This window comes from Stenotrophomonas sp. PD6 (assembly GCF_049199305.1).
Classification (GTDB): domain Bacteria; phylum Pseudomonadota; class Gammaproteobacteria; order Xanthomonadales; family Xanthomonadaceae; genus Stenotrophomonas.
In genome coordinates this window covers 60,428-84,176 of the sequence record NZ_JBLZQD010000018.1, presented here as the reverse complement: position 1 = coordinate 84,176, position 23,749 = coordinate 60,428, and the positions used below count along the sequence as shown (strand labels likewise).

Sequence of the window (23,749 nt, the reverse complement as noted above, 5' to 3'; positions counted from 1 at the left end):
GGGCGTTCACGCGCTCTGGACGGGCCCGGGAAGAAGCTCCCCGCACACTCAACTGTGTGGGGAGTCGCGCCATGAAGACCGTCAGCCTGTTGGTTTGCCTGGTAGTGCTGGGCAGCCCCATTCTTGCCCATGCCGCCACCCCGCAGCAGCAGCGCATGGCCGATTGTTCCACCAAGAACAAGGGCAAGAAGGGCGATGAGTACAAGGCGGCGCAGAAGGCGTGCCTGAGCGGCACCGCGACCGTGGCGACCACGCCGCAGGAGCGCATGACGCACTGCAATGCCGATGCGGCGACCAAAAAGCTGAGCGGTGATGCGCGCAAGACCTTCATGAGCAGCTGTTTGAAGGCGCCTTGAGGCCTTGGAGGCGACTCCGGAAGGTCTAAACGCCGGAAGGGTCGCCGTCGCCGACACCGGATCGCATTCGGAGCCTTGCGCCGCGCTGCGCGCGGTCGCCGACTAACAGTCGGCGCTACCCGCAAGGGCGTTGGCTTACGCCAACGCCCTTGCTTTCAACTCGCCCTGCTCGTGGGCGGTGCCGAACCGGCCCTTCTCGTCGCGGGTGACCTGGGCCAGCGCGCACTCGGGGTCGTGGGTAAAGAACAGGTGCACGTTGCGCGCCAGTTTGTCTTCGAGGAAGCTGCGCTTCTCGTCAATCAACAGCTCGGCATTGCGGTCGTAGCCCATGGTGATCGGCACGTGCACCCAGGAGCGGCCGGGAATCAGGTCGGCGCAGAACACCACCCCGCCCCGCGGCTGCCCGTCCATCTGTTCGGGACCGATGATCTCGGCCAGCATCAGGCCCGGCGTATGCCCGTCGCTGAAGCTGAAACGCACGCTCTCGCCGAGCGTGCGCGAATACGGCCCCTGCACGATTTCCAGGCGGCCGCTGTCGCGCAGCAGCTGCGGCAGCTCGGGAATGAAGCTGGCGCGGTCGCGCGGGTGCGGATGCAGCGCGCGCTCCCAGTGTTCGGCACCCACCAGGAACGTGGCATTCGGGAACAGCAGTTCCGGTTCGCGGCCTTCACTCCACGGCGCCAACAACCCGCCCGCATGGTCGAAGTGCAGGTGGCTGAGCACCACCACATCGATGTCCTCGTGCTCGAACCCCGCCTCGCGCAGCGACTCGATCAGCACGTGGCTGGGTTCCTGCACGCCGTAACGGTCGCGCAGCTTCGGTTCGAAGAACGCACCGATGCCGGTTTCGAACAGCACCGTCTTGCCCGCGAGCGGGCTCGCCAACAGCGCACGGCAGGCCAGTTCGATCCGGTTGAGATCGTCGGGTGCCGCCCATTTTTCCCAGACCGCACGCGGCGCATTGCCGAACATCGCGCCGCCATCAAGCTTCTGTGAGTTACCGCGGATGGACCATAGTTTCATCCGTAAATTATCCGGCGGACACCGTTAATAAATCGCTATCCGCAGTCGAAGCCAAACCCGAGCTAAAGAGCCAAGAGCCAAAAGCCGAAAGCCGAAAGCCGAAAGCGAATCGGCGTCTCTTTCGTACGGGCGGGGGCGGCCGGCAGGCAGCCCCGCTCCGGGACACGCCGTGAACCCATCCTTGGGGGCTGCTAGAAAACATCCATGTTTTCTAGCGTCCCTCCGGGGGCTACCTGCCGGCCGCCCCCATACATGGCTGCTATGCGGTGAGAAAGAGCAGCCACGCAGGGCGTCGCTCTACGCGTTTCCATTGGCCACCGGCACCCTGTCGAAGGGTCGGCGGGGGTGGGTTTGCGGGGGCATGAGCCGCATGGATGCGGCGACTGAGCTTACATGGACGTACTTGCAGCGTCCCCCGCAGACCCGCACCCGACGGCCCTAACCAGAGGAACCGGGCAAACCAGGGCTGTTCGCCCAAATGCATGAAGGCGGGCGCAGCCCGGCACCCGGCCATCGCATGCAATCCAAGAGAGCCAGCCGAAGGCCGGCTCGACATCAATGCACCTTGGAAATCGCGCCGCTGCCTACCGGATTGCGCGGATCGCTGCCGACGCTGAGGACGTTGCTGCGACGGTTCCACTCCACCGTCTGCAGGTTGCCCCACACGTGGCTGGAGCCGCGCCCGCCTTCGGCGCTGTCGCCGGGCAGGTCGATCTTATGGCCCATCGCCTGCAGCTGCTTGATGGTGGCCGCGTCGAACGCACCGGATTCGGCCTCGATCACGTCCGGCAGCCACTGGTGGTGGAAGCGCGGCAACGCGGCAACCTGCTGCGCGGTCAGGCCATCGTCGTAGCCCAGCACACCCAGCAGCACCATCGTGATGATGCGGCTGCCGCCCGGCGTGCCCAGCACCACCACCTTGTCCTTCGACTCCATGAAGGTGGGCGTCATCGAACTGAGCATGCGCTTGCCCGGCTTCGGTGCGTTGGCCGCGTAACCCATCACGCCGAACGCGTTGGGCGTGCCCGGCTTCAGCGCGAAGTCGTCCATCTCGTTGTTGAGCAGCACCCCGGTACCCGACGGAATCAGGCCCGACCCGTACAGCAGGTTCACCGTCTGCGTCGCACCGACGCGGTTGCCCTGTGCGTCGATGATCGAGAAGTGGGTGGTCTCGTCGTCTTCCAGCGGGGTCGGGTTGCCCGACAGCAGGTCGCTGGGGGTGGCCTTCTCCGGGTGGATGGTCGCGCGCAGACCCTGCGCGTAATCGCGGCTGGTCAGCACCTTCTGCGGAATCTGCACGAAGTCCGGATCGCCCAGGAAGAACGTGCGGTCACGGAAGGCGCGACGCATCGACTCCACCACCAGGTGGGTGCGGTGGGCCGGGTCCATTGCCTTCAGGTCCCAGCCTTCCAGGATCTGCAACATCGAAGCAAGCGCGATACCGCCCGACGACGGCGGCGAGGCCGTGGTGATCTTCCAGTCGCGGTAATTGAACACGATCGGCTCGCGCTGCTTCACGCGGTAGCCGGCCAGTTCCTCGGCGGTCCAGCGACCACCGGCCTGCTTCACGCCGGCCAGCAGCAGCTTGCCGGTCTGGCCACGGTAGAAGCCATCGAAGCCCTGCGCACCCAGTCGTTCCAGGGTGGCGGCCAGTTCCGGCTGCTTGAACACGTCGCCTTCGGCGATCGGCTTGCCGTTGCGCAGGTAAACTTCGCGCGTTCCCGGGTAACGCTCCATCACTTCACGGCGCGAGGCATAGCCCTTGGCCATGCGCGCATACACCGGGAAACCGTCGCGCGCGATGCGGATCGCCGGCGCCAGCGAATCCTGCAACGGCAGCTTGCCGTGCTTGGCCGACAGCTCCACCAGCGCCGCCGGCAGACCCGGAATACCGGCCGACCACGGGCCGTTCACCGAACGGTCGCGGTCCAGCTCGCCCTTCTTGTCCAGGAACGCCTCGGGCGTGGCCGCTGCCGGCGCGGTCTCGCGCGCGTCCAGCATTACGTCCTTGCCGGTGGTCGCGTCGTGCAGCAGGAAGAAGCCGCCGCCGCCCAGGCCCGAACTGATCGGCTCGACCACCGCCAGCGTGGACGACACCGCCACTGCCGCATCGAAGGCGTTGCCGCCCTTGGCCAGGATCTCCATGCCGGCCTCGGTGGCCAGGTGGTGACCGCTGGCAACGGCCGCGCCCTCGGGATGGGTGGCCAGCGGGGCCGAGGACGGTGCAGCGGCCCACAGGGCCGGCGACCACAACAGGACCAGCAGCAACCAGCGACGGGAGGGGGTTTTCATTCGGGCGCAGACTCCGCATAGAGTTCGGGATGATCGCGCTGGAGCCCATGCAGCTTGGCCAGCAGCGCTTCCTGGGTTTCCGGAATGTCCGGATCGGGATCGATGCATTCCACCGGGCAGACGACCACGCACTGCGGTTCGTCGAAATGCCCCACGCATTCGGTGCAGCGTGCAGGGTCGATCACGTAGATGGTTTCACCCATCGAGATGGCCTGATTGGGACAGGCGGGCTCGCATACGTCGCAGTTGACGCAGAGCTCATTGATTTTCAGCGACATGGCGTTACTCCACGCCAGTGCCGGCAGAGGAAAACCGGCCTGCGCATGCGCGCGGGCCGGTCAACGGCGGCGCCCTGGTGGACGCCACCCGGGCCGCGCGCGAGCGCGCGGCCGCCATGGCACGGCTTACTTGGCTTCGACGAAGATGTACTCGGCGCCGGTCGGCTGGATGATCGACTGCACGCGGGCGTTGTCGGCCGCCTGGCCGATGAACACCACGCGCACGCCCTTCATCGAGTCGGCGGACACGTCCTTGAACACGGCCTGGATCATGTCGGCCATCTTGCCCGACGCCGACGAACCGAAGGCCAGCATGTTGCCCGGCTGCACGCCACGGGCGACGGCATTGGTGGCGCTTTCAACCTGACGCTCGTACTTGGCCTGGAACTCCGGGTCGGATTCCGGGGAGAGGTAGTACAGGAACGGGCTGTTGGTGATGTTGCCCATGTTCTGCACGGCCACGGCCTGCAGGTACTTCTTCCAGCCCGCATCGTCGTCCTTGGACGGGGCGACCAGCGCCTGCTGGGCTTCGGCAGCCGGAGCGGCCTCTTCCTTCTTGCAGGCGGTGAAGGCCAGCGCGAACGACGCGATCAACATGGCACGCATGGTGTTGTTCATGGGTTTCCTCCCTCTTGGTAATGCTTGGCTTGAATGGTGTGAACGGATGTTACGACTGGCCCGACTTCGCCTCACGCACCTTGCGCAGCGCATCGAGCACCGACGACGGCACGAAGCCCGACACGTCGCCGCCCAGGCGGGCGATCTCGCGGACCAGCGAAGACGAAATGAAGCTGTGCTGCTCGGCCGGGGTCAGGAACAGCGTCTCGACCTCCGGGATCAGGTGGCGGTTCATGCTCGCCATCTGGAATTCATACTCGAAATCGGAGACCGCGCGCAGCCCGCGCAGCAGCACGCCGCCCTGCTCGGAGCGCACGAAATGCGCCAGCAGGGTGTCGAAGCCACGCACTTCCACGTTGCGGTGGTGGGCCAGCGCATCGCGCGCCAGCGACACCCGCAGCTCCAGCGGCAGCGAAGGCCCCTTGGACGGGCTCTGCGCTACGCCGACCACCAGCTTCTCGAACAACGGCGCCGCCCGGTTCACCAGGTCGATGTGACCGTTGGTGATGGGATCGAAGGTGCCCGGGTATACGGCAATGCGGCGGTTGGCCACGGTCATACGGCAGCTACGCGTTGTGATCTGGTGAAAGTGTAGCAGTGGCGCGCCGGTACAGGGCAAAACGGACCTCCCGGGTCCCGCCCTCGCGGTGCAGCAGCCAGGGCGCCGGGACCCGCGGCCCCTGCTCGCCCGGCGACTCCAGGTACAGCCAGGCGTCGGCGGCCAGGTGCGGCCCCAGCCCCGCCAGCACGTCCTCCCACAGCCCAGCGGCGAAGGGCGGGTCCACAAATACGATGTCGGCCAGCCCCGCCGGGGGCTGCCTCAGCCACTGCAGGGCGTCGGCCTGGGCCACGGCAATCTGGGCCTGCGCCCCCAGCCGGGCCACGGTGTCACGCAACTGGCCGGCCAGGGCCGGGTCGCGCTCCACCAGGGTTGCCTGCGCCGCGCCGCGCGAGACCGCCTCCAGCCCCAGCGCGCCGCTGCCGGCGAACAGGTCCAGCACCCGCGCCCCGCCCAACCGCGGCATCAGCCAGTTGAACAGGGTCTCGCGGACCCGGTCGCTGCTCGGGCGCAGCCCGGGCGACAACGGGACCGGCAGCTTGGTATTGCGCCATTTGCCGCCGATGATGCGGACCTGGCCCACCGGGGCCGATGCGGAAGAGCGTGATTTCATGCGGGAAGGATACCCGGCGCCGACTTGAAAACGGGAACCGCCACCCCTACCCCTTGAGCCAGCCGCCGCGCCGTGTGCGCGCCACCGTTTCGCGTTCGAGGAGCATCCCCGCATGACCGAGCAGACCCAAAAGCAGACCCTGGGCTTCCAGACCGAAGTGAAGCAGATGCTGCAGTTGATGATCCACTCGCTGTACTCCAACAAGGAAATCTTCCTTCGCGAGCTCATCTCCAACGCGGCCGATGCCTCGGACAAGCTCCGCTTCGAGGCGCTGACCCAGCCGGCCTTGTTGGAAGGCGACGCCGGGCAGAGCCAGGATCTGCGCATCCGGGTCAGCTTCGATCCCGAGGCGCACACCCTCACCATCGACGACAACGGCATCGGCATGAGCCGTGACGAGGCCATCGCCCACCTGGGCACCATCGCCAAGTCCGGCACCGGCGACTTCCTGCGCCAGCTGTCGGGCGACCAGAAGAAGGACTCGCAGCTGATCGGCCAGTTCGGCGTCGGCTTCTACAGCGCGTTCATCGTCGCCGACCAGGTCGACGTCTACTCCCGCCGCGCCGGCCTGCCGGCCAGCGAGGGCGTGCACTGGTCCTCGCGCGGCGAAGGCGAGTTCGACGTCGAGCCGATCGACAAGGCCGAACGCGGCACCCGCATCGTGCTGCACCTCAAGGACGACCAGCAGGACTTCGCCGATGGCTGGCGCCTGCGCGGCATCATCAAGAAGTACTCCGACCACATCGGCCTGCCGATCCAGATGGCCAAGGAACACCACGGCGAAGACGCCCCGGCCGAGGTCGAGTGGGAAACCGTCAACCGCGCCAGCGCGCTGTGGACCCGCCCGCGCAGCGAGATCACCGACGCCGAGTACCAGGAGTTCTACAAGCACGCCGCGCACGACCACCAGGACCCGCTGGCGTGGAGCCACAACAAGGTCGAAGGCAAGCTTGAGTACACCTCGCTGCTGTACGTGCCCGGCCACGCGCCGTTCGACCTGTACCACCGCGACGCGCCCAAGGGCCTGAAGCTGTACGTGCAGCGCGTGTTCGTGATGGACCAGGCCGAGCAGTTCCTGCCGCTGTACCTGCGTTTCATCAAGGGCGTGGTCGATTCCAACGACCTGTCCCTGAACGTGTCGCGCGAGATCCTGCAGTCCGGCCCGGTCATCGATTCGATGAAGTCGGCGCTGACCAAGCGCTCGTTGGACATGCTGGAGAAGCTGGCCACCGACAAGCCCGAGGTCTACGCCGGGTTCTGGACGCAGTTCGGCCAGGTGCTCAAGGAAGGCCCCGCCGAGGACTACAACAACCGCGAGAAGGTCGCCGGCCTGCTGCGCTTCGCCTCCACGCATGACGCCACCGGCGCGCAGAGCGTGTCGCTGGCCGATTACATCGGCCGCATGATCGAGGGCCAGGACAAGATCTACGTCCTGACTGGCGACAGCCATACCCAGGTCAAGGACAGCCCGCACCTGGAAGTGTTCCGCAAGAAGGGCATCGAAGTGCTGCTGCTCACCGACCGCATCGACGAGTGGCTGATGGGCTACCTGACCGAGTTCGACGGCAAGACCTTGGTCGACATCGCCCGTGGCGACCTGGACCTGGGCGCGCTGGAAACGGCCGAGGACAAGCAGGCGCAGGAAGAAGCGGCGAAGGAGAAGCAGGGCCTGGTCGAGCGCCTCAAGACCGCGCTGGGCGATGACGTGGCCGACGTGCGCGTCTCGCACCGCCTGACCGATTCACCGGCGATCCTGGCCATCGGCGAGCAGGACCTGGGCCTGCAGATGCGCCAGATCCTGGAGGCGAGCGGCCAGAAGGTGCCCGACAGCAAGCCGGTGTTCGAATTCAACCCGGGCCACCCGCTGATCGGCAAGTTGGACCAGGAAGCCGACGCGGCCCGCTTCGGCGACCTCAGCCGCGTGCTGTTCGACCAGGCCGCGCTGGCCGCCGGCGACACGCTGAAGGACCCGGCCGCGTATGTTCGCCGGCTCAACAAGCTGTTGCTGGAGTTGTCGGCCTGAGGCGGCGTACCCACCAACGGTGGGTACCTACCGTTGGCGGTAGCGCACTACCGTTGGTAGTGCGGGGCAACCGATCAGGCTTTTTCGTCCAGCAGCGCGCCGAGCATGTCGTCGGCCCGGCGGATCACGGCCGCGTTGGCCTTGAACGCCAGCACGTCGGTGCGGGCGGCCAGCAGATCGGCCAGCGGCGCCGACGGGTCCTCATCGGTCGTCGTCACACTGGTCTGAACGCCCCCGTCGGCGGCGCTGCTCCGCTGCATCTGCAGCCGCTGCGCATCCAGGGTGGTCAGGTTCGCCACGTTGTGCGCGGCGACCTGTACGCCCTGCTGGGCCGCGCGCAGGCCGCTGGCGGCGATGGCTTGGATGTTGCCCATGGTGATGTTGGCCTTGGGCCGTGATGGCGCGGCCCTCCACTGTCGTTAGCGGCGGGGGCGGCTCGATCTTTAAGCGTACACACACGGGTCCCACAGGCCCGGGTGATAACATATCCCCCTGATTTCAGCGCCGAATCCAATGCTCAGCTTCTTCCGTCGCAAAAAGCCCCAGGACGCTCCGCAGGACGCGCCCAAGACCCAGCACTACTCGGCTGAAGAGCTGGCCGCCGCGTTCCCGTCGGCTGCGCCTGCCGCCGAGCCGGAAGCTGCCCCGGTAGCAGCGCCGGCACCCTCTGCCCCCCCGGCAGCGACGGTCCCTGCGGTCGCGCCGGCCGTTGGCCTGCAGCCGACGCCCGCCGTCCCGCCGACCCATACCGCGCACGTCGAAGCCGCCCTGTCGCCCTCCGCACCGGTGCATACCCCCGCGCCGGTCGTGGTCGCCACCGAAATCGTGCAGGAAGCGGCCCAGCCGCTGGCTTCGCCCGCCGCCGCCGACGAAGCCGCACCGGCTGCAGCCGGCAAGACCGGCTGGCGCGACCGGCTGCGCAACAGCGTCATCGCCCGCAGCTTCGGCGGCCTGTTCTCGCGCAACCCCAAGCTCGACGACGACCTGCTGGATGAGTTGGAAACCGCGCTGATCACCGCCGACGTCGGCGTCGGCGCGACCACCGTGCTGGTGGAGGGCCTGCGCAAGCGCATGAAGGCCCGCGAGTTCGTCGACGCCAATGCCCTGCTCAAGGCCCTGCGCGCCGACCTGATCGCGATCCTGCAGCCGGTGTCCAAGCCGCTGGTCATCGACCGCAGCGCGAAACCCTTCGTGATCCTCACCGTTGGCGTCAACGGCGTCGGCAAGACCACCACCATCGGCAAGCTGGCCAAGCGCTTCAAGGACGACGGCCACAGCCTGATGCTGGCCGCCGGCGATACCTTCCGCGCCGCCGCCGTGGCCCAGCTGCAGGCCTGGGGCGAGCGCAATGGCGTGGCCGTGGTCGCGCAGGGCCAGAATGCCGACGCGGCATCGGTCGCGTTCGATGCGCTGCAGGCCGGCAAGGCACGCGGCACCGAAGTGCTGATCGCCGATACCGCCGGCCGCCTGCACACCCAGGGCGGGCTGATGAACGAGCTGGGCAAGATCCGCCGCGTGCTCGGCAAGATCGACGACAGCGCGCCGCACGAAGTGCTGATGGTCATCGACGGCACCACCGGCCAGAACGCGCTGTCGCAGCTGCGCCAGTTCCATGCCGCAGTCAACGTGACCGGCCTGGTGGTGACCAAGCTCGATGGCACCGCCAAGGGCGGCGTGGTGTTCGCGCTGGCCCGCGAGTTCGGCATTCCGATCCGCTTCGCCGGCATCGGCGAGCGCCCGGAAGACCTGCGCGTGTTCGACCCGGAAGCGTTCGTGGATGCATTGCTGCCCGAGGCGCTGGGCGGCTGATCGAACGGCGCGGCGGGCGTACGCTCCGCGCGCGCCCGGTAGAGCCACCCCATGGGTGGCTGCTCCACCTGCCCCGCGTATTCTGCTGCCGACGCAGCCACCCATGGGGTGGCTCTACCCTTCTGCGGACCTCCCATGCCCCGCCAGCCTTCCGCCAGCAACACGCCAGCCACCGACGACGCATTCGTCGCACGGCTGTTGCCATGGTTCGACGGCCACGGTCGGCATGACCTGCCCTGGCAGCATCCGCGCACGCCGTACCGGGTGTGGCTGTCGGAAATCATGTTGCAGCAGACCCAGGTCGCGACGGTCATTCCGTACTTCCTGAAGTTCCTGACCGCTTTTCCCACCCTCCCCGACCTGGCCGCCGCCAGCAACGACGCGGTGATGGCGCAGTGGGCGGGCCTGGGCTACTACGCCCGCGCACGCAACCTGCATGCCGCCGCGCAACGCTGCGTCGAACTGCATGGCGGTGACCTGCCGCGCGATGTCGATGCCCTGATTGCGCTGCCAGGCATCGGCCGCAGCACCGCCGGTGCAATTCTCAGCCAGGCCTGGAACGACCGGTTCGCGATCCTCGACGGCAACGTCAAGCGCGTGCTCACCCGCTACCACGGCATCGACGGCTTCCCCGGTCTGCCGGCGGTGGAGAAGGTGCTGTGGGCATTGGCCGAGGCACACGTGCAGCAGGTGCCGGCCAACCGCCTGGCCGATTACACCCAGGCGCAGATGGACCTGGGCGCCACGGTCTGCACGCGCAGCCGTCCGGCCTGCGTGATCTGCCCGCTGCAGGACGACTGCGTCGCGCGCCGAGAAGGCCGCAGCGACCAGTTGCCGACCCCCAAGCCATCCAAGGTGCTGCCCGAGCGCGAGGCCGTGGCGTTGCTGCTGCGCGATGGCCAGGGCCGCGTCCTGCTGCAGAAGCGGCCGGACACCGGCATCTGGGCGCAGCTGTGGACGCTGCCGCAGGCGGAAAGCGGTGCCGAGCTGCAGGACTGGTTCGATGCGCACGTCGACGGCGCGCTGGAGGACGCCGAGGCATTGCCGGTGTTGGAACATACGTTCAGCCATTACCGGCTGCACCTGCAGGTGCTGGTGCGCCGCGTGCAGGGCCTGCACCGTGACGACGACCCCACCCTGCGCTGGGTGGCCGCCGCCGATCTGCCCGCACTGGGCCTGCCCGCACCGATCCGCAAGCTGCTGGAAAGCGGCGCGCCGCCCGCCCGGCCCAAGCGCCGTACAATGCGTGGCGCACTATCCTCACCTGATGTCGAGTAAGCCCATGCCCCGCACCATTTTCTGCCAGTACGAACAACGCGACACCGAGGGCCTGGATTTCGTGCCCTATCCCGGCGAACTGGGCCAGCGCATCTTCAACGGCATCGGCAAGAGCGCCTGGAGCAAGTGGCTGGCGCACCAGACCATGCTCATCAACGAAAACCGGCTCTCCCCGCGCGACCCGAAGCACCGCGCGTTCCTGGAAGAAGAACTGGTGAAGTACCTGTTCGGCGGCGGCGCCGAAGCGCCGGCCGGGTTCGTGCCGGAATCCTGATGGCGGCCGAAGGCCCCGTCATTCCGCCGGCGGCGCCTGCCCTGCTTCGCGTTCCTGCACCTGCGCCTGGCGCATTTCCTGCTCCGAGGAGCGCAGCGCCTTGACGTCGAGCGGACGGATCGTGCCGATGAAACACGGCACCGTCGGGCCCCGGTTCGGGTCGCGTATCAGCACCCGGTCGAAGCGCGATGACACCTGCCCCGTCTGGCTGGTCAGGCCGATCGCGGTGGCGTAGCTGAGCCCGTAACAGGGGCCACGCAGTTCAATCAGGTAGGCCTCGCTGGGGCGGGTCCATACCGCCAGCGCGCTGTCGCCCAGTTCGGTCCAGCCATTGAGCGAGCCGAAGTAGCGCATGGACGGTTGCGGCGGGCCGGCGTGGGCGCGGTACAGCTCCAGGCGTTCGGCGCTGGTCAGGCGGCCCGTGGCGCAGCCGGCCAGCATCAGCCCCATTGCAACGACGGCGATAAGCGTTTTCATGACACCTCCGCAGTGGTGGACACGCCGATCATGCACCCGCCGCCGCCGGCCCGCAGGCACGGGCGGGCGGCCGTTCAGCTGCCAGCTCAGACCTCGCTGTTGGCCAGGCTGTGCAGCCGCCCTTCGCGCAGCTCCAGCACGCGGTCCAGCTTGCGCGCCAGGCTGCGGTCGTGGGTGACCAGCACCAGGCTGGTGTGGTGCGCACGGTTGAGCTCCAGCATCAGCTCGAACACGGTGGCGGCGGTCTTGTCGTCCAGGTTGCCGGTCGGCTCGTCGCCCAGCACGCAGGCCGGGCGATTGACCAGCGCACGCGCCACGGCGGCACGCTGGCGCTCGCCGCCGGAGAGCTCGCCCGGCTTGTGCTCCAGACGGTGCCCCAGCCCGACCGACTCCAGCAGTGCCTGCGCACGGGTCCGCGCACTGGCGACCTCTTCCCCACCCAGCAGCACCGGCATCATCACGTTTTCCAACGCGGTGAATTCCGGCAGCAGGTGGTGGAACTGGTAGACGAAGCCCAGCGCGCGGTTGCGCAGCCGTCCGCGCTGGCTGTCGGTCAGCGCGGACATGCGCTGGCCGGCCACAAAGACCTCGCCGGCAGTCGGCGTGTCCAGCCCACCCAACAGGTGCAGCAGGGTGCTCTTGCCGGCGCCGGAGGCACCGATGATGGCCACCGTTTCGCCCGCCGCCACGCTCAGGTCCAGGCCGTTGAACACCGGGGTCTGCATGCGGCCTTCTGCGTACGTCTTGGCCAGCCCCTGGGCGCGTACGACTTCGTCGCCACGGTTGATCGGCTCATTCATAGCGCAGGGCCTCCGCCGGCTGGGTGCGGGCGGCACGCCACGCGGGATACAGGGTGGCGAGGAAGCTCATGACCAGTGCGACCACGGTGATGATGACGATGTCCGGGGTCTGCATGTCGGTGGGCAGGCCGGTGATGTAGTACACGTCTTCGGGCAGCAGCTTGACGTTGAACAGCGTCTCGATGGCGCCGAGGATGCGCTCCAGGTTCAAGGTCAGCGTGATCCCGCCAACCACGCCCAGCACGGTGCCGAAGATGCCGATCAGCGAGCCCTGCACCATGAATACCTGCATGACGCCGCCCGGGGTGAGGCCCAGGGTGCGCAGGATGGCGATGTCGGCCTGCTTGTCGGTCACCAGCATGACCTGCGAGGACACCAGATTGAACGCGCCCATGGCGATGATCAGCGAGAGCAGGATGCCCATCACCACTTTTTCCATGCGCAGCGAGTGGTACAGATTGGCGTTCTGCTGGGTCCAGTCGCTGACCCGGTAGCCACCGCCCAGCGTGTGCGCCAGGTCGAGGCCGACATCCAGCGCCTTGTCCATGTCATGCAGCTTGAGGCGCACGCCGGTCACGCCGTCCATGCGCAGCACGCGCTCGAGGTCGGCCATGTTGGCGTAGGCCACGCCACGGTCGATCTCGTTGTACCCGGCCTCGAAGATGCCGCTCACGGTGAAGCGCTTCAGCCGCGGCATCGCACCCACCGGGGTGCCCTGCACTTCGGCCAGCGTCACCAGCACGGTGTCGCCCACGTCCACGCCCAGCCAGATCGCCAGTTCCTTGCCCACCAGCAGGTTGTAGCTGCCGGGGGTGAGGCTGTCGAAGCTGCCCTTCTTGAGTTTGGTGTTGATCACCGACACGGCCGGTTCCAGCGCCGGGTCGATGCCCTGCACGATCGCACCCTGCACGCGAGGCCCGCTGAGCATGGCCTGGATCTCGATGTACGGCGCGGCACCGGAGACGCGCGGGTCCTTGCGCGCCGCGTCCACGGCGTGCTGCCAGTTGGACATCGGGGCGCCATCGGTAGTGATGGTGGTGTGCGCGGTCATCTGCAGCAGGCGGTCGCGGATTTCCTTCTGGAAACCGCTCATCACCGCCAGGGTGGTGATCAGCACGGTCACGCCCAGGGCGATGCCCAGGATCGAGGCCATGGAGATGAAGGAGATGAAGCCGTTGCGGCGTTTGGCCCGCAGGTAGCGCAGGCCGATAGCGACTGGTATGGGTTTGAACATGCAGGTACGCCGGAGTATTCGGGCTATGGTGCCATCACGGACGTGAACACGGAATGGGACGGGCCTGCACGGCCAGTCGCAGTTCACGTCGCGCGGCCAGGGTGAGCGTGTCGGGCCAGAACAGGCGCGCGTGGCGCCGGCCGTGCTGCCGCCAGCTCAGCTGCAGCAGCGGGCCGCGGTCATGCAGGGCCAGCGCGTCCACCGGCTGGCCGTCGATCTGGGCGGTGCCCTCGCCGACCGGGATGACGATGTCGCAAGGCGGCCGACGAGCGTAGCGCCAGGCCTGCAGCGCCGCGCCTGCCCCGGCCAGCAGGCCCAGCGGCCACTGCGTGGCGGCGGGAAGCGCCGTGGCGGTGGCGGCCCACGGCATCAGCAGCGCGAACAGGAGCTGCGCGGCGGCCTGCCAGCGCGAGGGGCGCCACTCAAGCCGGCAGGGCGCGGATCCGGGCGATGAGTGCGCTGAGTTCGGCATCCGGGCAGGCCTCGTAACCCATGAACCAGCGCCACAATTTATCGTCTTCGCAGTCCAGAAGGCGCAGGAAAACATCGCGCTCGTCGGTGGGTGCAGTGCCCCATTCGCGGTCGAGATAGCGCTCGAAGAGCTGGTCCAGCTCGCGCATGCCGCGGCGGCAGCGCCAGCGGAGTTTTTTGAGGAGGGTCTGTTCGTCCATTTTCCGGGTTTCCAGATGTGGCAAAGCCACGCAGGGCGTGGCTCTACCGTCTTTTCGATCATTTCCACGAAGCCACGCATGGCGAGGCTCTACCGTCTTTTCGATCATTTCCGCGAAGCCACGCATGGCGTGGCTCTACCCCCCATCAGGCGCGGCGCGCCATCATGAGCTTCTTGATCTCGGCGATCGCCAGTGCCGGGTTCAGGCCCTTCGGGCAGGTCCGGGCGCAGTTCATGATGGTGTGGCAGCGGTACAGCTTGAACGGGTCTTCCAGGTCGTCCAGGCGCGCACCGGTGTCTTCGTCGCGCGAGTCGACGATCCAGCGGTAGGCCTGCAGCAGGATCGCCGGACCCAGGTAACGCTCGCCGTTCCACCAGTAGCTCGGGCAGCTGGTCGAGCAGCACGCGCACAGGATGCACTCGTACAGGCCGTCCAGCTTCTTGCGGTCTTCCGGCGACTGCAGGCGCTCACGGTCCGGCGGCGGCGGGGTCTGGGTGCGGATCCACGGCTTGATCGACGCGTACTGCGCGTAGAAGTGGGTCAGGTCCGGTACCAGGTCCTTGACCACGCTCATGTGCGGCAGCGGGTAGATCGGCACTTCGGCCTTGCCGCAGTCGGCAATGGCGCGGGTGCAGGCCAGCGTGTTGGTGCCGTCGATGTTCATCGCGCACGAACCGCAGATGCCCTCGCGGCACGAACGACGGAAGGTCAGGGTCGGGTCGATCTCGTTCTTGATCTTGATCAGCGCGTCCAGGACCATCGGGCCGCAGGCGTCCAGATCGATCTCATACGTATCGGTACGCGGGTTGCTGTCGTCGTCGGGATTCCAGCGGTAGATCTTGAACGTGCGGGTGTTCTTCGCACCGCTCTGGGCGGGGAAGTGCTTGCCCTTTCCGATCTTGGAATTCTTGGGGAGGGAAAACTCGGCCATGGCTGTTCTCGTTGGCTCAGGCGGCTCGCGCTGCAGGGCAGGCGCGGCTGGCACGGAAAATGAGGGAGTCGATTCGCATGGCGCTTAGTAAACGCGCGGCTTGGGCGGGACCACGTCCACGTCCTTGCTCAGCGTATACATGTGCACCGGGCGGTAGTCGAAGCTGCACTTGCCGTTGTCGTCGACATTGACCAGCGTGTGCTTCTGCCAGTTCACGTCGTCGCGGTCCGGGAAGTCCTCGTGCGCATGCGCGCCTCGGCTTTCCTTGCGCTGTTCGGCCGAGTTGATCGTCGCCACCGCGTTGAGCAGCAGGTTGTTCAGCTCGTAGGTTTCGATCAGGTCCGAATTCCACACCAGCGAACGGTCCGAGACCTTGACGTCCTGGAAGGAGTCGAAGATCTCCGACATCTTGGCGCAGCCCTCTTCCAGCGTCTTGCTGGTACGGAACACCGCCGCGTCGTTCTGCATGGTGCGCTGCATGCGGTCGCGGATGACCGAGGTCGGGGTGTCGCCGTTGGCGTAGCGCAGCTTGTCCAGCAGGCCAAGCGCCTTGTCGCAGGAATCCGAGGCCAGGGTCTTGTGCGGCTGGCCCGGCTTGATGGTGTCGGCGCAGCGGTTGGCCACCGCACGACCGAACACGACCAGGTCGAGCAGCGAGTTGGAGCCCAGGCGGTTGGCGCCGTGAACCGACACGCAGGCCGCTTCACCGATGGCGTACAGGCCCGGCACCACGGCATCGTTGTTGTCGCCCTGCTTGCGGACGACTTCGCCGTGGTAGTTGGTCGGGATGCCACCCATGTTGTAGTGCACGGTCGGGATGACCGGGATCGGCTGCTTGTGCACGTCCACGCCCGCGAAGATGCGCGCGCTTTCGGCGATACCCGGCAGCTTGTCGTCGATCACGCCCGGGCCGAGGTGGGTCAGGTCGAGCAGGATGTGATCCTTGTGCTCGCCGACGCCGCGGCCTTCGCGGATTTCAATGGTCATCGAACGCGACACCACGTCACGCGACGCCAGATCCTTGTAATGCGGTGCATAGCGCTCCATGAAGCGCTCGCCGTTGCTGTTGCGCAGGATGCCGCCTTCGCCACGCACGCCTTCGGTGATCAGGCAGCCCGCACCGTAGATGCCGGTGGGGTGGAACTGCACGAACTCCATGTCCTGCATCGGCAGGCCGGCACGCATGACCAGACCGCCGCCGTCGCCGGTGCAGGTGTGGGCCGAGGTGGCGCTGAAGTAGGCGCGGCCGTAGCCGCCGGTGGCCAGCACCACGCCATGGGCGCGGAACAGGTGCAGCGAGCCGTCGGCCATGTCCAGCGCGAGCACGCCGCGGCAGACGCCTTCCTCATCGAAGATCAGGTCGAGCGCGAAGTACTCGATCATGAAGCGCGCGTTGTGCGCCAGCGACTGCTGGTACAGCGTGTGCAGCATGGCGTGGCCGGTACGGTCGGCGGCGGCGCAGGTGCGCTGCGCGGACGGGCCTTCGCCGTACTTGGTGGTCATGCCACCGAACGGGCGCTGGTAGATCTTGCCGTCTTCGGTACGGCTGAACGGCACACCGTAGTGTTCCAGTTCGATGATGGCCGGAATCGCTTCCCGGCACATGTATTCGATGGCGTCCTGGTCGCCCAGCCAATCCGAACCCTTGATGGTGTCGAAGAAGTGGTAACGCCAGTCGTCTTCACCCATGTTGCCCAGCGCGGCGGAAATACCGCCCTGCGCGGCCACGGTGTGCGAACGGGTCGGGAAGACCTTGGTCAGGCAGACCGTCTGCAGGCCCTTGGCGGCCAGGCCGAACGTGGCACGCAGGCCGGCGCCGCCGGCGCCCACCACGACCATGTCGTATTTGTGTTCCGTAATCTTGTAAGCGGACATCTACTCTGGATTCCTGTCTTGGTGCCTGGACTCAGGCAACGCCGAGCGCAATGCGGGCGACCGCAAAAACACTGACGATCGCGCCCAGCACGGCAATGAACTTCACCGTGGTCTGCAGCGCCAGGGCCAGCAACGAATTATGGATGTAGTCTTCCAGCACGACCTGCAGGCCCAGCTGGGCGTGCCAGAACATCGCGACCAGGAAGCCCACCAGCAGCACCGCGTTCCACGGCTTGGACACCGCCTCGGCGGCGGTCACGTAGTCGGCGTTGATCAGGCTCAGCACGAACACCAGGAACCAGATGGTCAGCGGGACCAGCGCGGTGGCGGTCAGGCGCTGCATCACGAAGTGCTCGGTGCCGGTCTTGGCGGCGCCCAGGCCACGCACGTTCTTGAGCGGGGTACGGAACTTGTTCATGCGGCGGCTCCGACGAAGACGTAGGCCCAGACCAGCGCGGTGATCACCAGGCTGGCGAAGACCGAGATCCAGCTGCTGCGCACGAAGGCGGGAATGCTGAAGCCGATCGCGAAGTCCTGGGTGATATGACGGATGCCGTTGCACAGGTGGTAGGCAAACGACCACGTCCATGCGAACAGGAACAGCTTGCCGTACCAGCTGCCGGCGTGGCCGGTGAAGCAGTTCCAGGATTCGGGGCCCATCATCAGGGCGAGCAGGCCGCCGGCAATGATCAGGGCTCCAACAGACAGAAAGATGCCGGTGGCTCGATGCAGGATCGAGGTGGCCATCTGAATCTGCCAGCGATACACCTGAAGGTGCGGGGAAAGGGGACGTTCTCTGGCGGCCATTCGCTGGGCTCGTTGTCTCGGCTGGGCGGCGCAATGCCGCGTTGGCTCAATGCTGATCAGAAATCGATGCAGCGTCCGTTTTTTTCCCAATCTCCATACCGCACCGGATCAAGTCCGCCGCGGCCGCCGATTTCCACCGGCACCACCGGCGTAACGGCGAGCGGCTGCTCCTCCGGTACTAGCGGGGCTTCAGGTTCGGAATCTGGAGTGGGGGGTGTTTGGCCTATCATGGGTTGTTCTCGCAACGCACAAATTTTAGACCCCGTTCACGTGCCTGACAACCTGCCCATGGATTTCATCGATTTTCCGCGCCTTTCCGGTCACGCCTTGCTCAGTCTGCGAGGCGTAGAGGCGGCGGCGTTCGCCCACGCCCAATTCTCCAGCGACGTCACTGCCCTGCCCCTGCGGCACTGGCAGTGGAGTGCCTGGCTGAGCGCCAAGGGCCGCACGCTTGCTGTGTTTCAGCTGCTACGGCTGGACGAGGAGCACGTGCTGCTGGTGCTGGCCGATGGCGACGCCGATGCGATTGCGTCGCAGTTACAGCGCTTCGTGTTCCGCCGCAAGGTGAAGATCGAGGTCCGCACGGATCTCGCGATTGCCGGCAGCTTCACCGCGCCGGAAGCGGCATCTGGCGCAGCCATCGCCGTCGAGGCAGAGACGCTGGAGCTGGATATGGGCAGCGACGCCCTGCCGCGCACGCTGACGATCGGGCCGGCACCTGCCGGTGAAGCGGTGGTGGACCCGGCCTTCGAACTGGCCTGGCGCCAGTCCGACCTGCGCTATGGACTGCCGCGGCTGTCGGACGACCAGCGCGAGCAATGGACCCCGCAGCAGCTCGGCCTGGACCGTTTGAACGGCTACAGCGTCAAGAAGGGCTGCTACCCCGGCCAGGAAATCGTGGCCCGCACCCATTTCCTGGGCAAGGCCAAGCGCGCGTTGCAGCTGCTGCGGGTGACCGACGGCACCGCCAGCGGCGCGAAGGTCGAGCAGAACGGCGCCGCCATCGGCACCGTGGCCAGCGTGGCCGGCGACCTGGCGTTGGCGGTGTTGCCGCTGGAGATGGCCGAGGGCGACTTGAGCGTTGGCGGCGCGGAAGCCCACGGCGTACCGTTGCTGGAAGGCCTGGCCCGCTGACCCGACGCAGCCACCCATGGGGTGGCTCTACCCACCGTAGAGCCACCCCATGGGTGGCTGCACGCCTCACGACACGTCACGCGTCGTGGTTCAACCGCTCGCCCGATTCCGCATCGAAGAAATGCAGCCCCTGCGGCTGGATCGCCACGCGGATCGTGCCGCCCACCGCCGGCAAGGCCTGCGGGGCCACGCGCATCACCAGCGCCTGGTCGCCATGGGTCATGTTGACGAAGATCTCGTTGCCGACCGGCTCGATGCCGTCGATGGTGGCCTCGAACGCCGTCGCATCGTCACCCGCGGCCGGCTGCAGATGCTCCGGACGCACACCCACCGCCACGGCCCTGCCGATCCAGGCCGGATCGATCGCGGCCGCACCGAGCGGCGCGCGCAGCGAGGCCTCCTGCATCACGATGCCGTCGCCGTCGCGCTGCAGGGTGCCGCGCAGCACGTTCATGGCGGGGCTGCCCAGGAAACCGGCGACGAACAGGTTCACCGGGCGGTCGTACAGCGCCATCGGCGTGTCGATCTGCTGGATCACGCCGTCCTTGAGCACCACGATGCGCTGGCCGAGGGTCATCGCCTCGACCTGGTCATGGGTGACGTAGATCATGGTGGTGCCCAGCTTGCGGTGCAGCTGCGCGATCTCGGTGCGCACGCTGTGGCGCAGCTTGGCGTCCAGGTTGGAGAGCGGCTCGTCGAGCAGGAACACCGCCGGCTCGCGCACCAGCGCACGGCCAAGCGCCACGCGCTGGCGCTGGCCACCGGACATCGCCTTGGGCAGCTTGTCGAGCATCTCGGTCAGGCCCAGCGTCTGCGCCGCTTCATTGACCCGCTTGGCAATGGTGGCCTTGTCGTGGCCGCGCAGCTTCAGCCCGAACGCAAGGTTCTCGGCCACGGTCATGTGCGGGTACAGCGCATAGCTCTGGAACACCATGGCGATGTCACGGTCCTTGGGCGCCACATCGTTGACCACGCGGTCGCCGATGGTCAGCGTGCCGCCGCTGATCTCTTCCAGGCCAGCCACCATGCGCAGCAGGGTCGACTTGCCACACCCGGACGGTCCCACCAGGACCATCAATTCCCCATCGGCCACTTCGAAGGTCGCGCCCTGGACGGCCACCTGGCCGTTGTCGTAGACCTTGCGTACGCCCTGCAACTGCACTTTTGCCATATCACCATTCCAGTCCGCCCGTTCCCGGGCTGTTGTGCGGAACTGCCTTCGGCCCTCCCGATGGCAGGTCGATGGCGTGGTGCCGCATGACGGCGACCACTGCAATCGAATACAGTCTGCTCATTCTGCCATGTAAACGTTTTCACGTGGCAGTATCCAATCATCGGTCATGACCGCGTCGCATCCAGGGAAGCACATTCTCCCGATCGGCCCGTGACATGCCCCATGATGAGCAGGCCCGCGCCTGTTCATGTTGCACTACAGCAACTGGACACCGCGGCCGGCGAGACCCCCGAGAACATAGACGAGAAGCGATTGACAACGATGTCACCCGGATCTGAAACTCGAGCGATGCACGACACCCTCTTCCTGTTTGGCGCCACCGGCGACCTCGCCCAGCGCTACCTCTTCCCTTCGTTGCTGCGCCTGCTGGGCGATGGACTGCTGGCGGAGGACTTCAAGATCCGCGCGCTGGCCCTGTCCCCGCACGACACCGAGGCGTTCCGCGACATCCTGCGCCCGCGCCTGCAGCAGGCGATGCCGGCGGCCAGCCAGGACGACATCCAGTCGCTGCTGTCGCGCATCGATTACCGGTCGGTCGACCTGCGCAACCCCGAATCGGTGGCCGAGTCGGTCAGCGACCTGGTCCACGGCAAGTGCGTGAGCTACCTGGCCATCCCGCCGGGCCTGTACATCTCCACCTGCGAAGGCCTGGCCAAGGGCGGCGCACTGGCGGCCCCGCACCGGCTGATGCTGGAGAAGCCGATCGGCAGCGACAGTGCCAGCGCCGAGGAGATCATCTCCACCATCGGGCAGTGGATCGACGAAGACCGCGTGTTCCGCCTGGACCATTACCTGGGCAAGGCTGCGGTGCAGAACCTGATCGCGCTGCGCTTCGGCAACACCCTGCTCGAGGCGGTGTGGAACCGCAACTACATCGAATCGGTGCACATCCTGGTGGCCGAGAGCGAAGGCGTGGATGGGCGCGATGCCTACTACGCGCGCTCGGGCGCACTGCGCGACATGGTCCAGAGCCATATCCTGCAGCTGCTGTGCCTGGTGGCGATGGAGCCGCCGGCCTCGCTGGAAGCCGACCGCATCCGCGACGAGAAGGTCAAAGTGCTGCGTGCGCTGCGCCCGCTGGATGCCAAGCACGCTGCGCGTGACAGCGTCCGCGGCCGCTACACCGCCGGCACCATCAACGGCCAACCCGCGCAGGCCTACCAGCCGCCGGAAGGCAGCGACGTGGAAACCTTCGCCGGGGTCACCGCGCACATCGACAACTGGCGCTGGTCCGGCGTGCCGTTCCACTTGGTCACCGGCAAGCGCCTGGCCGAGCGCACCACGCGTGTGGTGGTCACGCTCAAGCCGGTCACCCACTGGCTGTTCGAACGCCCGCACCGCGGCAATGCCACGCCGAACCGCATCACCTTCCAGTTGCAGCCGCAGGAAAACATCGAGCTGGGCCTGATGAGCAGCCTGGCCGGCCCGGAATGGGGCGCGCTGGAACTGCACCCGCTGGAACTGGAGCTGTCGGTGCCGACCGGCCTGCACCGCCGCATCGCCTACGAACGCCTGTTCCTGGATGCCTTCAACGGCAACCATGCGCTGTTCGTGCGCGATGACGAAGTGCGTGCCGCATGGGCGTGGATCGACAGCGTCAGCGACGCGTGGAAGGCCGCGCAGCTGCCGCTGCAGCCCTACCCCGCCGGCGTGTGGGGCCCGGAGGAAGCGCTCGGCTTCCTGCCTGCCGACGTGGATGCCGACGCTGGCCGCAAGGACCCGGCATGACGGTGTCGACGCAACCGGCGCTGGTCGCCGACATCGGCGGCACCAATGCCCGCTTCGCGCTGGCCGACACCAGCCTGGGCGCGCCGCTGCTGCCCGACAGCATCCGCGAATTCGTGGTGGCCGACTTCCCCTCGCTGGGGGACGCCGCGCGCCATTACCTGGAACAGATCGGCGCCGAAGCGCATCGCGGCGTGTTCGCGGTGGCTGGCCGAGTCGATGGCGATGAAGCGCGCATCACCAACCATCCGTGGGTGATCTCGCGGGCGCGCACGGCGCACATGCTGGGCTTCGACCAGCTGCACCTGATCAACGACTTCGCCGCGCAGGCGATGGCGATCTCGCTGCTGCAGCCGCAGGACGTGGTGCAGGTCGGCGGCGCGGCGTGGGTGCCGGGCAAGCCCGGCCAGCCGCGCAACTATGCGGTGATCGGCCCGGGTACCGGGCTGGGCGTGGGCGGGCTGATCCTGCGCCATGGCCGCTGCTACCCGCTGGAAACCGAGGGCGGCCATGTCAGCTTCCCGCCGGGCACGCCGGAGGAGATCCGCATCCTGGAGATCCTGTCCGAACAGTTCGGCCGGGTCTCCAACGAGCGGCTGATCTGCGGACCGGGCCTGGTCAACATCCATCGCGCGGTGTGCGAGATGGCCGGAGTCGACCCGGGCCAGCTGCAGCCGGTGGACGTGACGGCGCGTGCGCTGCACGGCGACCCGCAGGCGATGCGCACGGTGGATCTGTTCTGCGCGGTGTTCGGCGCGATCGCCGGCGACCTGGTGCTGATCCAGGGTGCCTGGGACGGCGTGTTCCTCACCGGTGGACTGGTGCCGAAGATGCTCGATTCGTTGCAGCACTCGGGCTTCCGCCAGCGCTTCGAACACAAGGGCCGGTTCTCCTCGATCATGGCCCGCGTGCCGTCGCTGGCGGTGATGCACCCGCACGCCGGCCTGCTCGGCGCCGCCGCCTACGCCGCCGATATCGAACGTGACCTGCCCGGAGACGCCGCATGAACCGCCTGGATCTTTCCGATCGTTACACGCTGGTCCGTCACGGCGATGCGGATGGCTGGATCGAGGCCATTGCGGCCGAGATGGCGCAGATCCTCAACCACGACATCACCACCTATGGCCGCGCACGCATGCTGCTCTCCGGCGGTACCACGCCGGCGCCGGTGTACCAGGCGCTGGCCGAACTGGAGGTGCAGTGGGACCGGGTCGAGGTCAGCCTGGTGGACGAACGCTGGCTGTCGCCGCAGGACCGCGACAGCAACGCGCGGCTGGTGCGCGAGAGTTTCCTGAGCCGCGCCGAGGGCGCGCACTTCGATCCGCTGGTGCGGGTCGGCAAGCCGCTGCCGGAATGCGTGTACACGGCCAACCTGCAGGCACAGCACAGCCAGGCGCCGTGCCTGGGCGTGCTGGGCATGGGCAACGATGGCCACACCGCCTCGCTGTTCCCCGGCTCGAAGGACCTGGCCCGCGCCCTGGAAAGCACCCTGCCCTACGCGGCGCTGGATGCCACCGGTTGCCCGGGCGCGAACCAGTGGCCGCTGCGCATCACGCTCACGCCGCACGGGCTGCGCCAGTGCAGGCAGCGCCTGCTGCTGCTGCGCGGCAAGCAGAAGCTGGAAGTGCTGAAACAGGCACTGGAAAGCAACAACGCACAGCTGTACCCCATCCTCAACGCGATCAACATTGAAGGCGCCAAGCTGCGCATCCACTGGTGCGACTGATGCCCTGCGCCT

General features: G+C 67.2%; 27 protein-coding genes. 9 read left to right on the top strand and 18 right to left on the bottom strand.

The window, feature by feature from the left end:
* Positions 1-71: 71 nt before the first annotated feature.
* The gene (locus tag ACOZHM_RS18800) at positions 72-356 is read left to right on the top strand and encodes a PsiF family protein (RefSeq protein WP_421570819.1); all 285 of its coding nucleotides are present in this window, start codon (positions 72-74) and stop codon (positions 354-356) included.
* Between the two features lie 135 nt (positions 357-491).
* On the opposite strand, the gene ACOZHM_RS18795 is transcribed toward ACOZHM_RS18800, so the two are convergent.
* From ACOZHM_RS18795 to rsmD, 6 genes are all read right to left on the bottom strand, one after another.
* Entirely contained in the window at positions 492-1,379 is an 888-nt protein-coding gene (locus ACOZHM_RS18795) for an MBL fold metallo-hydrolase (RefSeq protein ID WP_421570818.1), read from the bottom strand.
* Between the two features lie 555 nt (positions 1,380-1,934).
* Positions 1,935-3,671, bottom strand: coding sequence for a gamma-glutamyltransferase (gene ggt, locus ACOZHM_RS18790; RefSeq protein ID WP_421570817.1), 1,737 nt, complete (start codon positions 3,669-3,671; stop codon positions 1,935-1,937).
* Complete coding sequence (locus ACOZHM_RS18785; protein ID WP_145477948.1) at positions 3,668-3,949, bottom strand: YfhL family 4Fe-4S dicluster ferredoxin; 282 nt, start codon at positions 3,947-3,949, stop codon at positions 3,668-3,670. Before ACOZHM_RS18785 ends, ggt begins: the two co-directional genes overlap by 4 nt.
* Positions 3,950-4,075: 126 nt before the next feature.
* Complete coding sequence (locus tag ACOZHM_RS18780; protein ID WP_421570816.1) at positions 4,076-4,567, bottom strand: hypothetical protein; 492 nt, start codon at positions 4,565-4,567, stop codon at positions 4,076-4,078.
* A 49-nt stretch (positions 4,568-4,616) separates the two neighbouring features.
* Positions 4,617-5,126, bottom strand: a complete 510-nt coding sequence (gene coaD, locus ACOZHM_RS18775) for a pantetheine-phosphate adenylyltransferase (protein WP_421570815.1) — start codon at positions 5,124-5,126, stop codon at positions 4,617-4,619.
* Positions 5,127-5,133: 7 nt separating this feature from the next.
* Positions 5,134-5,739, bottom strand: a complete 606-nt coding sequence (rsmD, locus tag ACOZHM_RS18770; RefSeq protein ID WP_421570814.1) for a 16S rRNA (guanine(966)-N(2))-methyltransferase RsmD — start codon at positions 5,737-5,739, stop codon at positions 5,134-5,136.
* Positions 5,740-5,851: 112 nt separating this feature from the next.
* Here rsmD and htpG point away from each other — a divergent pair, with 112 nt between their 5' ends.
* The gene (gene htpG / locus ACOZHM_RS18765) at positions 5,852-7,762 is read left to right on the top strand and encodes a molecular chaperone HtpG (protein ID WP_421570813.1); all 1,911 of its coding nucleotides are present in this window, start codon (positions 5,852-5,854) and stop codon (positions 7,760-7,762) included.
* Between the two features lie 74 nt (positions 7,763-7,836).
* Here htpG and ACOZHM_RS18760 read toward each other — a convergent pair whose 3' ends face one another.
* Positions 7,837-8,136 (bottom strand): hypothetical protein, encoded by a 300-nt coding sequence (locus ACOZHM_RS18760; protein ID WP_421570812.1) that lies wholly within the window; start codon positions 8,134-8,136, stop codon positions 7,837-7,839.
* Positions 8,137-8,275: 139 nt separating this feature from the next.
* Here ACOZHM_RS18760 and ftsY point away from each other — a divergent pair, with 139 nt between their 5' ends.
* From ftsY to ACOZHM_RS18745, 3 genes are all read left to right on the top strand, one after another.
* Positions 8,276-9,571 carry a signal recognition particle-docking protein FtsY gene (ftsY, locus tag ACOZHM_RS18755; protein ID WP_421570811.1) on the top strand — a complete coding sequence of 432 codons (1,296 nt, stop codon included), beginning with the start codon at positions 8,276-8,278 and terminating at the stop codon, positions 9,569-9,571.
* Positions 9,572-9,706: 135 nt separating this feature from the next.
* Positions 9,707-10,849 carry an A/G-specific adenine glycosylase gene (gene mutY, locus ACOZHM_RS18750; protein WP_421570810.1) on the top strand — a complete coding sequence of 381 codons (1,143 nt, stop codon included), beginning with the start codon at positions 9,707-9,709 and terminating at the stop codon, positions 10,847-10,849.
* A gap of 4 nt (positions 10,850-10,853) precedes the next feature.
* Positions 10,854-11,123 carry an oxidative damage protection protein gene (locus tag ACOZHM_RS18745; RefSeq protein ID WP_421570809.1) on the top strand — a complete coding sequence of 90 codons (270 nt, stop codon included), beginning with the start codon at positions 10,854-10,856 and terminating at the stop codon, positions 11,121-11,123.
* A gap of 18 nt (positions 11,124-11,141) precedes the next feature.
* Here the strand turns inward: ACOZHM_RS18745 and ACOZHM_RS18740 are convergent, their stop codons facing one another.
* From ACOZHM_RS18740 to ACOZHM_RS18695, 10 genes are all read right to left on the bottom strand, one after another.
* Positions 11,142-11,600, bottom strand: coding sequence for a DUF6491 family protein (locus ACOZHM_RS18740; RefSeq protein WP_421570808.1), 459 nt, complete (start codon positions 11,598-11,600; stop codon positions 11,142-11,144).
* A gap of 86 nt (positions 11,601-11,686) precedes the next feature.
* Positions 11,687-12,400 carry a lipoprotein-releasing ABC transporter ATP-binding protein LolD gene (gene lolD / locus ACOZHM_RS18735; RefSeq protein WP_421570807.1) on the bottom strand — a complete coding sequence of 238 codons (714 nt, stop codon included), beginning with the start codon at positions 12,398-12,400 and terminating at the stop codon, positions 11,687-11,689.
* A complete protein-coding gene (locus ACOZHM_RS18730; RefSeq protein ID WP_421570805.1) occupies positions 12,393-13,634 on the bottom strand; it encodes a lipoprotein-releasing ABC transporter permease subunit in 1,242 nt (413 codons plus the stop codon). The genes lolD and ACOZHM_RS18730 overlap by 8 nt, the downstream gene beginning before the upstream one ends.
* 34 nt (positions 13,635-13,668) lie before the next feature.
* Entirely contained in the window at positions 13,669-14,106 is a 438-nt protein-coding gene (locus ACOZHM_RS18725) for a hypothetical protein (RefSeq protein WP_421570804.1), read from the bottom strand.
* Positions 14,057-14,305, bottom strand: a complete 249-nt coding sequence (locus tag ACOZHM_RS18720) for a succinate dehydrogenase assembly factor 2 (protein WP_421570803.1) — start codon at positions 14,303-14,305, stop codon at positions 14,057-14,059. Before ACOZHM_RS18720 ends, ACOZHM_RS18725 begins: the two co-directional genes overlap by 50 nt.
* A 145-nt stretch (positions 14,306-14,450) precedes the next feature.
* The gene (locus ACOZHM_RS18715; RefSeq protein WP_421570801.1) at positions 14,451-15,236 is read right to left on the bottom strand and encodes a succinate dehydrogenase iron-sulfur subunit; all 786 of its coding nucleotides are present in this window, start codon (positions 15,234-15,236) and stop codon (positions 14,451-14,453) included.
* An 84-nt stretch (positions 15,237-15,320) separates the two neighbouring features.
* The gene (gene sdhA / locus ACOZHM_RS18710) at positions 15,321-17,111 is read right to left on the bottom strand and encodes a succinate dehydrogenase flavoprotein subunit (protein WP_421570800.1); all 1,791 of its coding nucleotides are present in this window, start codon (positions 17,109-17,111) and stop codon (positions 15,321-15,323) included.
* A gap of 31 nt (positions 17,112-17,142) precedes the next feature.
* Complete coding sequence (gene sdhD / locus ACOZHM_RS18705; protein ID WP_421570799.1) at positions 17,143-17,529, bottom strand: succinate dehydrogenase, hydrophobic membrane anchor protein; 387 nt, start codon at positions 17,527-17,529, stop codon at positions 17,143-17,145.
* Positions 17,526-17,918: a succinate dehydrogenase, cytochrome b556 subunit gene (sdhC, locus tag ACOZHM_RS18700; protein WP_421570798.1), complete on the bottom strand. Its 393-nt coding sequence runs from the start codon at positions 17,916-17,918 to the stop codon at positions 17,526-17,528. The genes sdhD and sdhC overlap by 4 nt, the downstream gene beginning before the upstream one ends.
* A 56-nt stretch (positions 17,919-17,974) precedes the next feature.
* A complete protein-coding gene (locus tag ACOZHM_RS18695) occupies positions 17,975-18,148 on the bottom strand; it encodes a DUF1674 domain-containing protein (protein ID WP_421570797.1) in 174 nt (57 codons plus the stop codon).
* 40 nt (positions 18,149-18,188) lie between these two features.
* Between ACOZHM_RS18695 and ACOZHM_RS18690 the strand changes: the two genes are divergently transcribed.
* Positions 18,189-19,052, top strand: coding sequence for a YgfZ/GcvT domain-containing protein (locus ACOZHM_RS18690; RefSeq protein ID WP_421570796.1), 864 nt, complete (start codon positions 18,189-18,191; stop codon positions 19,050-19,052).
* 76 nt (positions 19,053-19,128) lie between these two features.
* Here the strand turns inward: ACOZHM_RS18690 and ACOZHM_RS18685 are convergent, their stop codons facing one another.
* Positions 19,129-20,223, bottom strand: coding sequence for an ABC transporter ATP-binding protein (locus ACOZHM_RS18685; RefSeq protein ID WP_421570795.1), 1,095 nt, complete (start codon positions 20,221-20,223; stop codon positions 19,129-19,131).
* Positions 20,224-20,574: 351 nt separating this feature from the next.
* Here ACOZHM_RS18685 and zwf point away from each other — a divergent pair, with 351 nt between their 5' ends.
* Genes zwf through pgl form a run of 3 tightly spaced genes read left to right on the top strand, consistent with a single transcriptional unit; the run spans position 20,575 to position 23,737 of the window.
* On the top strand, positions 20,575-22,014 hold the full coding sequence (zwf, locus tag ACOZHM_RS18680; protein WP_421570794.1) for a glucose-6-phosphate dehydrogenase: 1,440 nt from the start codon (positions 20,575-20,577) through the stop codon (positions 22,012-22,014).
* Complete coding sequence (gene glk, locus ACOZHM_RS18675; RefSeq protein WP_421570792.1) at positions 22,011-23,018, top strand: glucokinase; 1,008 nt, start codon at positions 22,011-22,013, stop codon at positions 23,016-23,018. The genes zwf and glk overlap by 4 nt, the downstream gene beginning before the upstream one ends.
* Before the next feature lie 5 nt (positions 23,019-23,023).
* On the top strand, positions 23,024-23,737 hold the full coding sequence (gene pgl, locus ACOZHM_RS18670) for a 6-phosphogluconolactonase (protein WP_421570825.1): 714 nt from the start codon (positions 23,024-23,026) through the stop codon (positions 23,735-23,737).
* Positions 23,738-23,749: the final 12 nt, after the last annotated feature.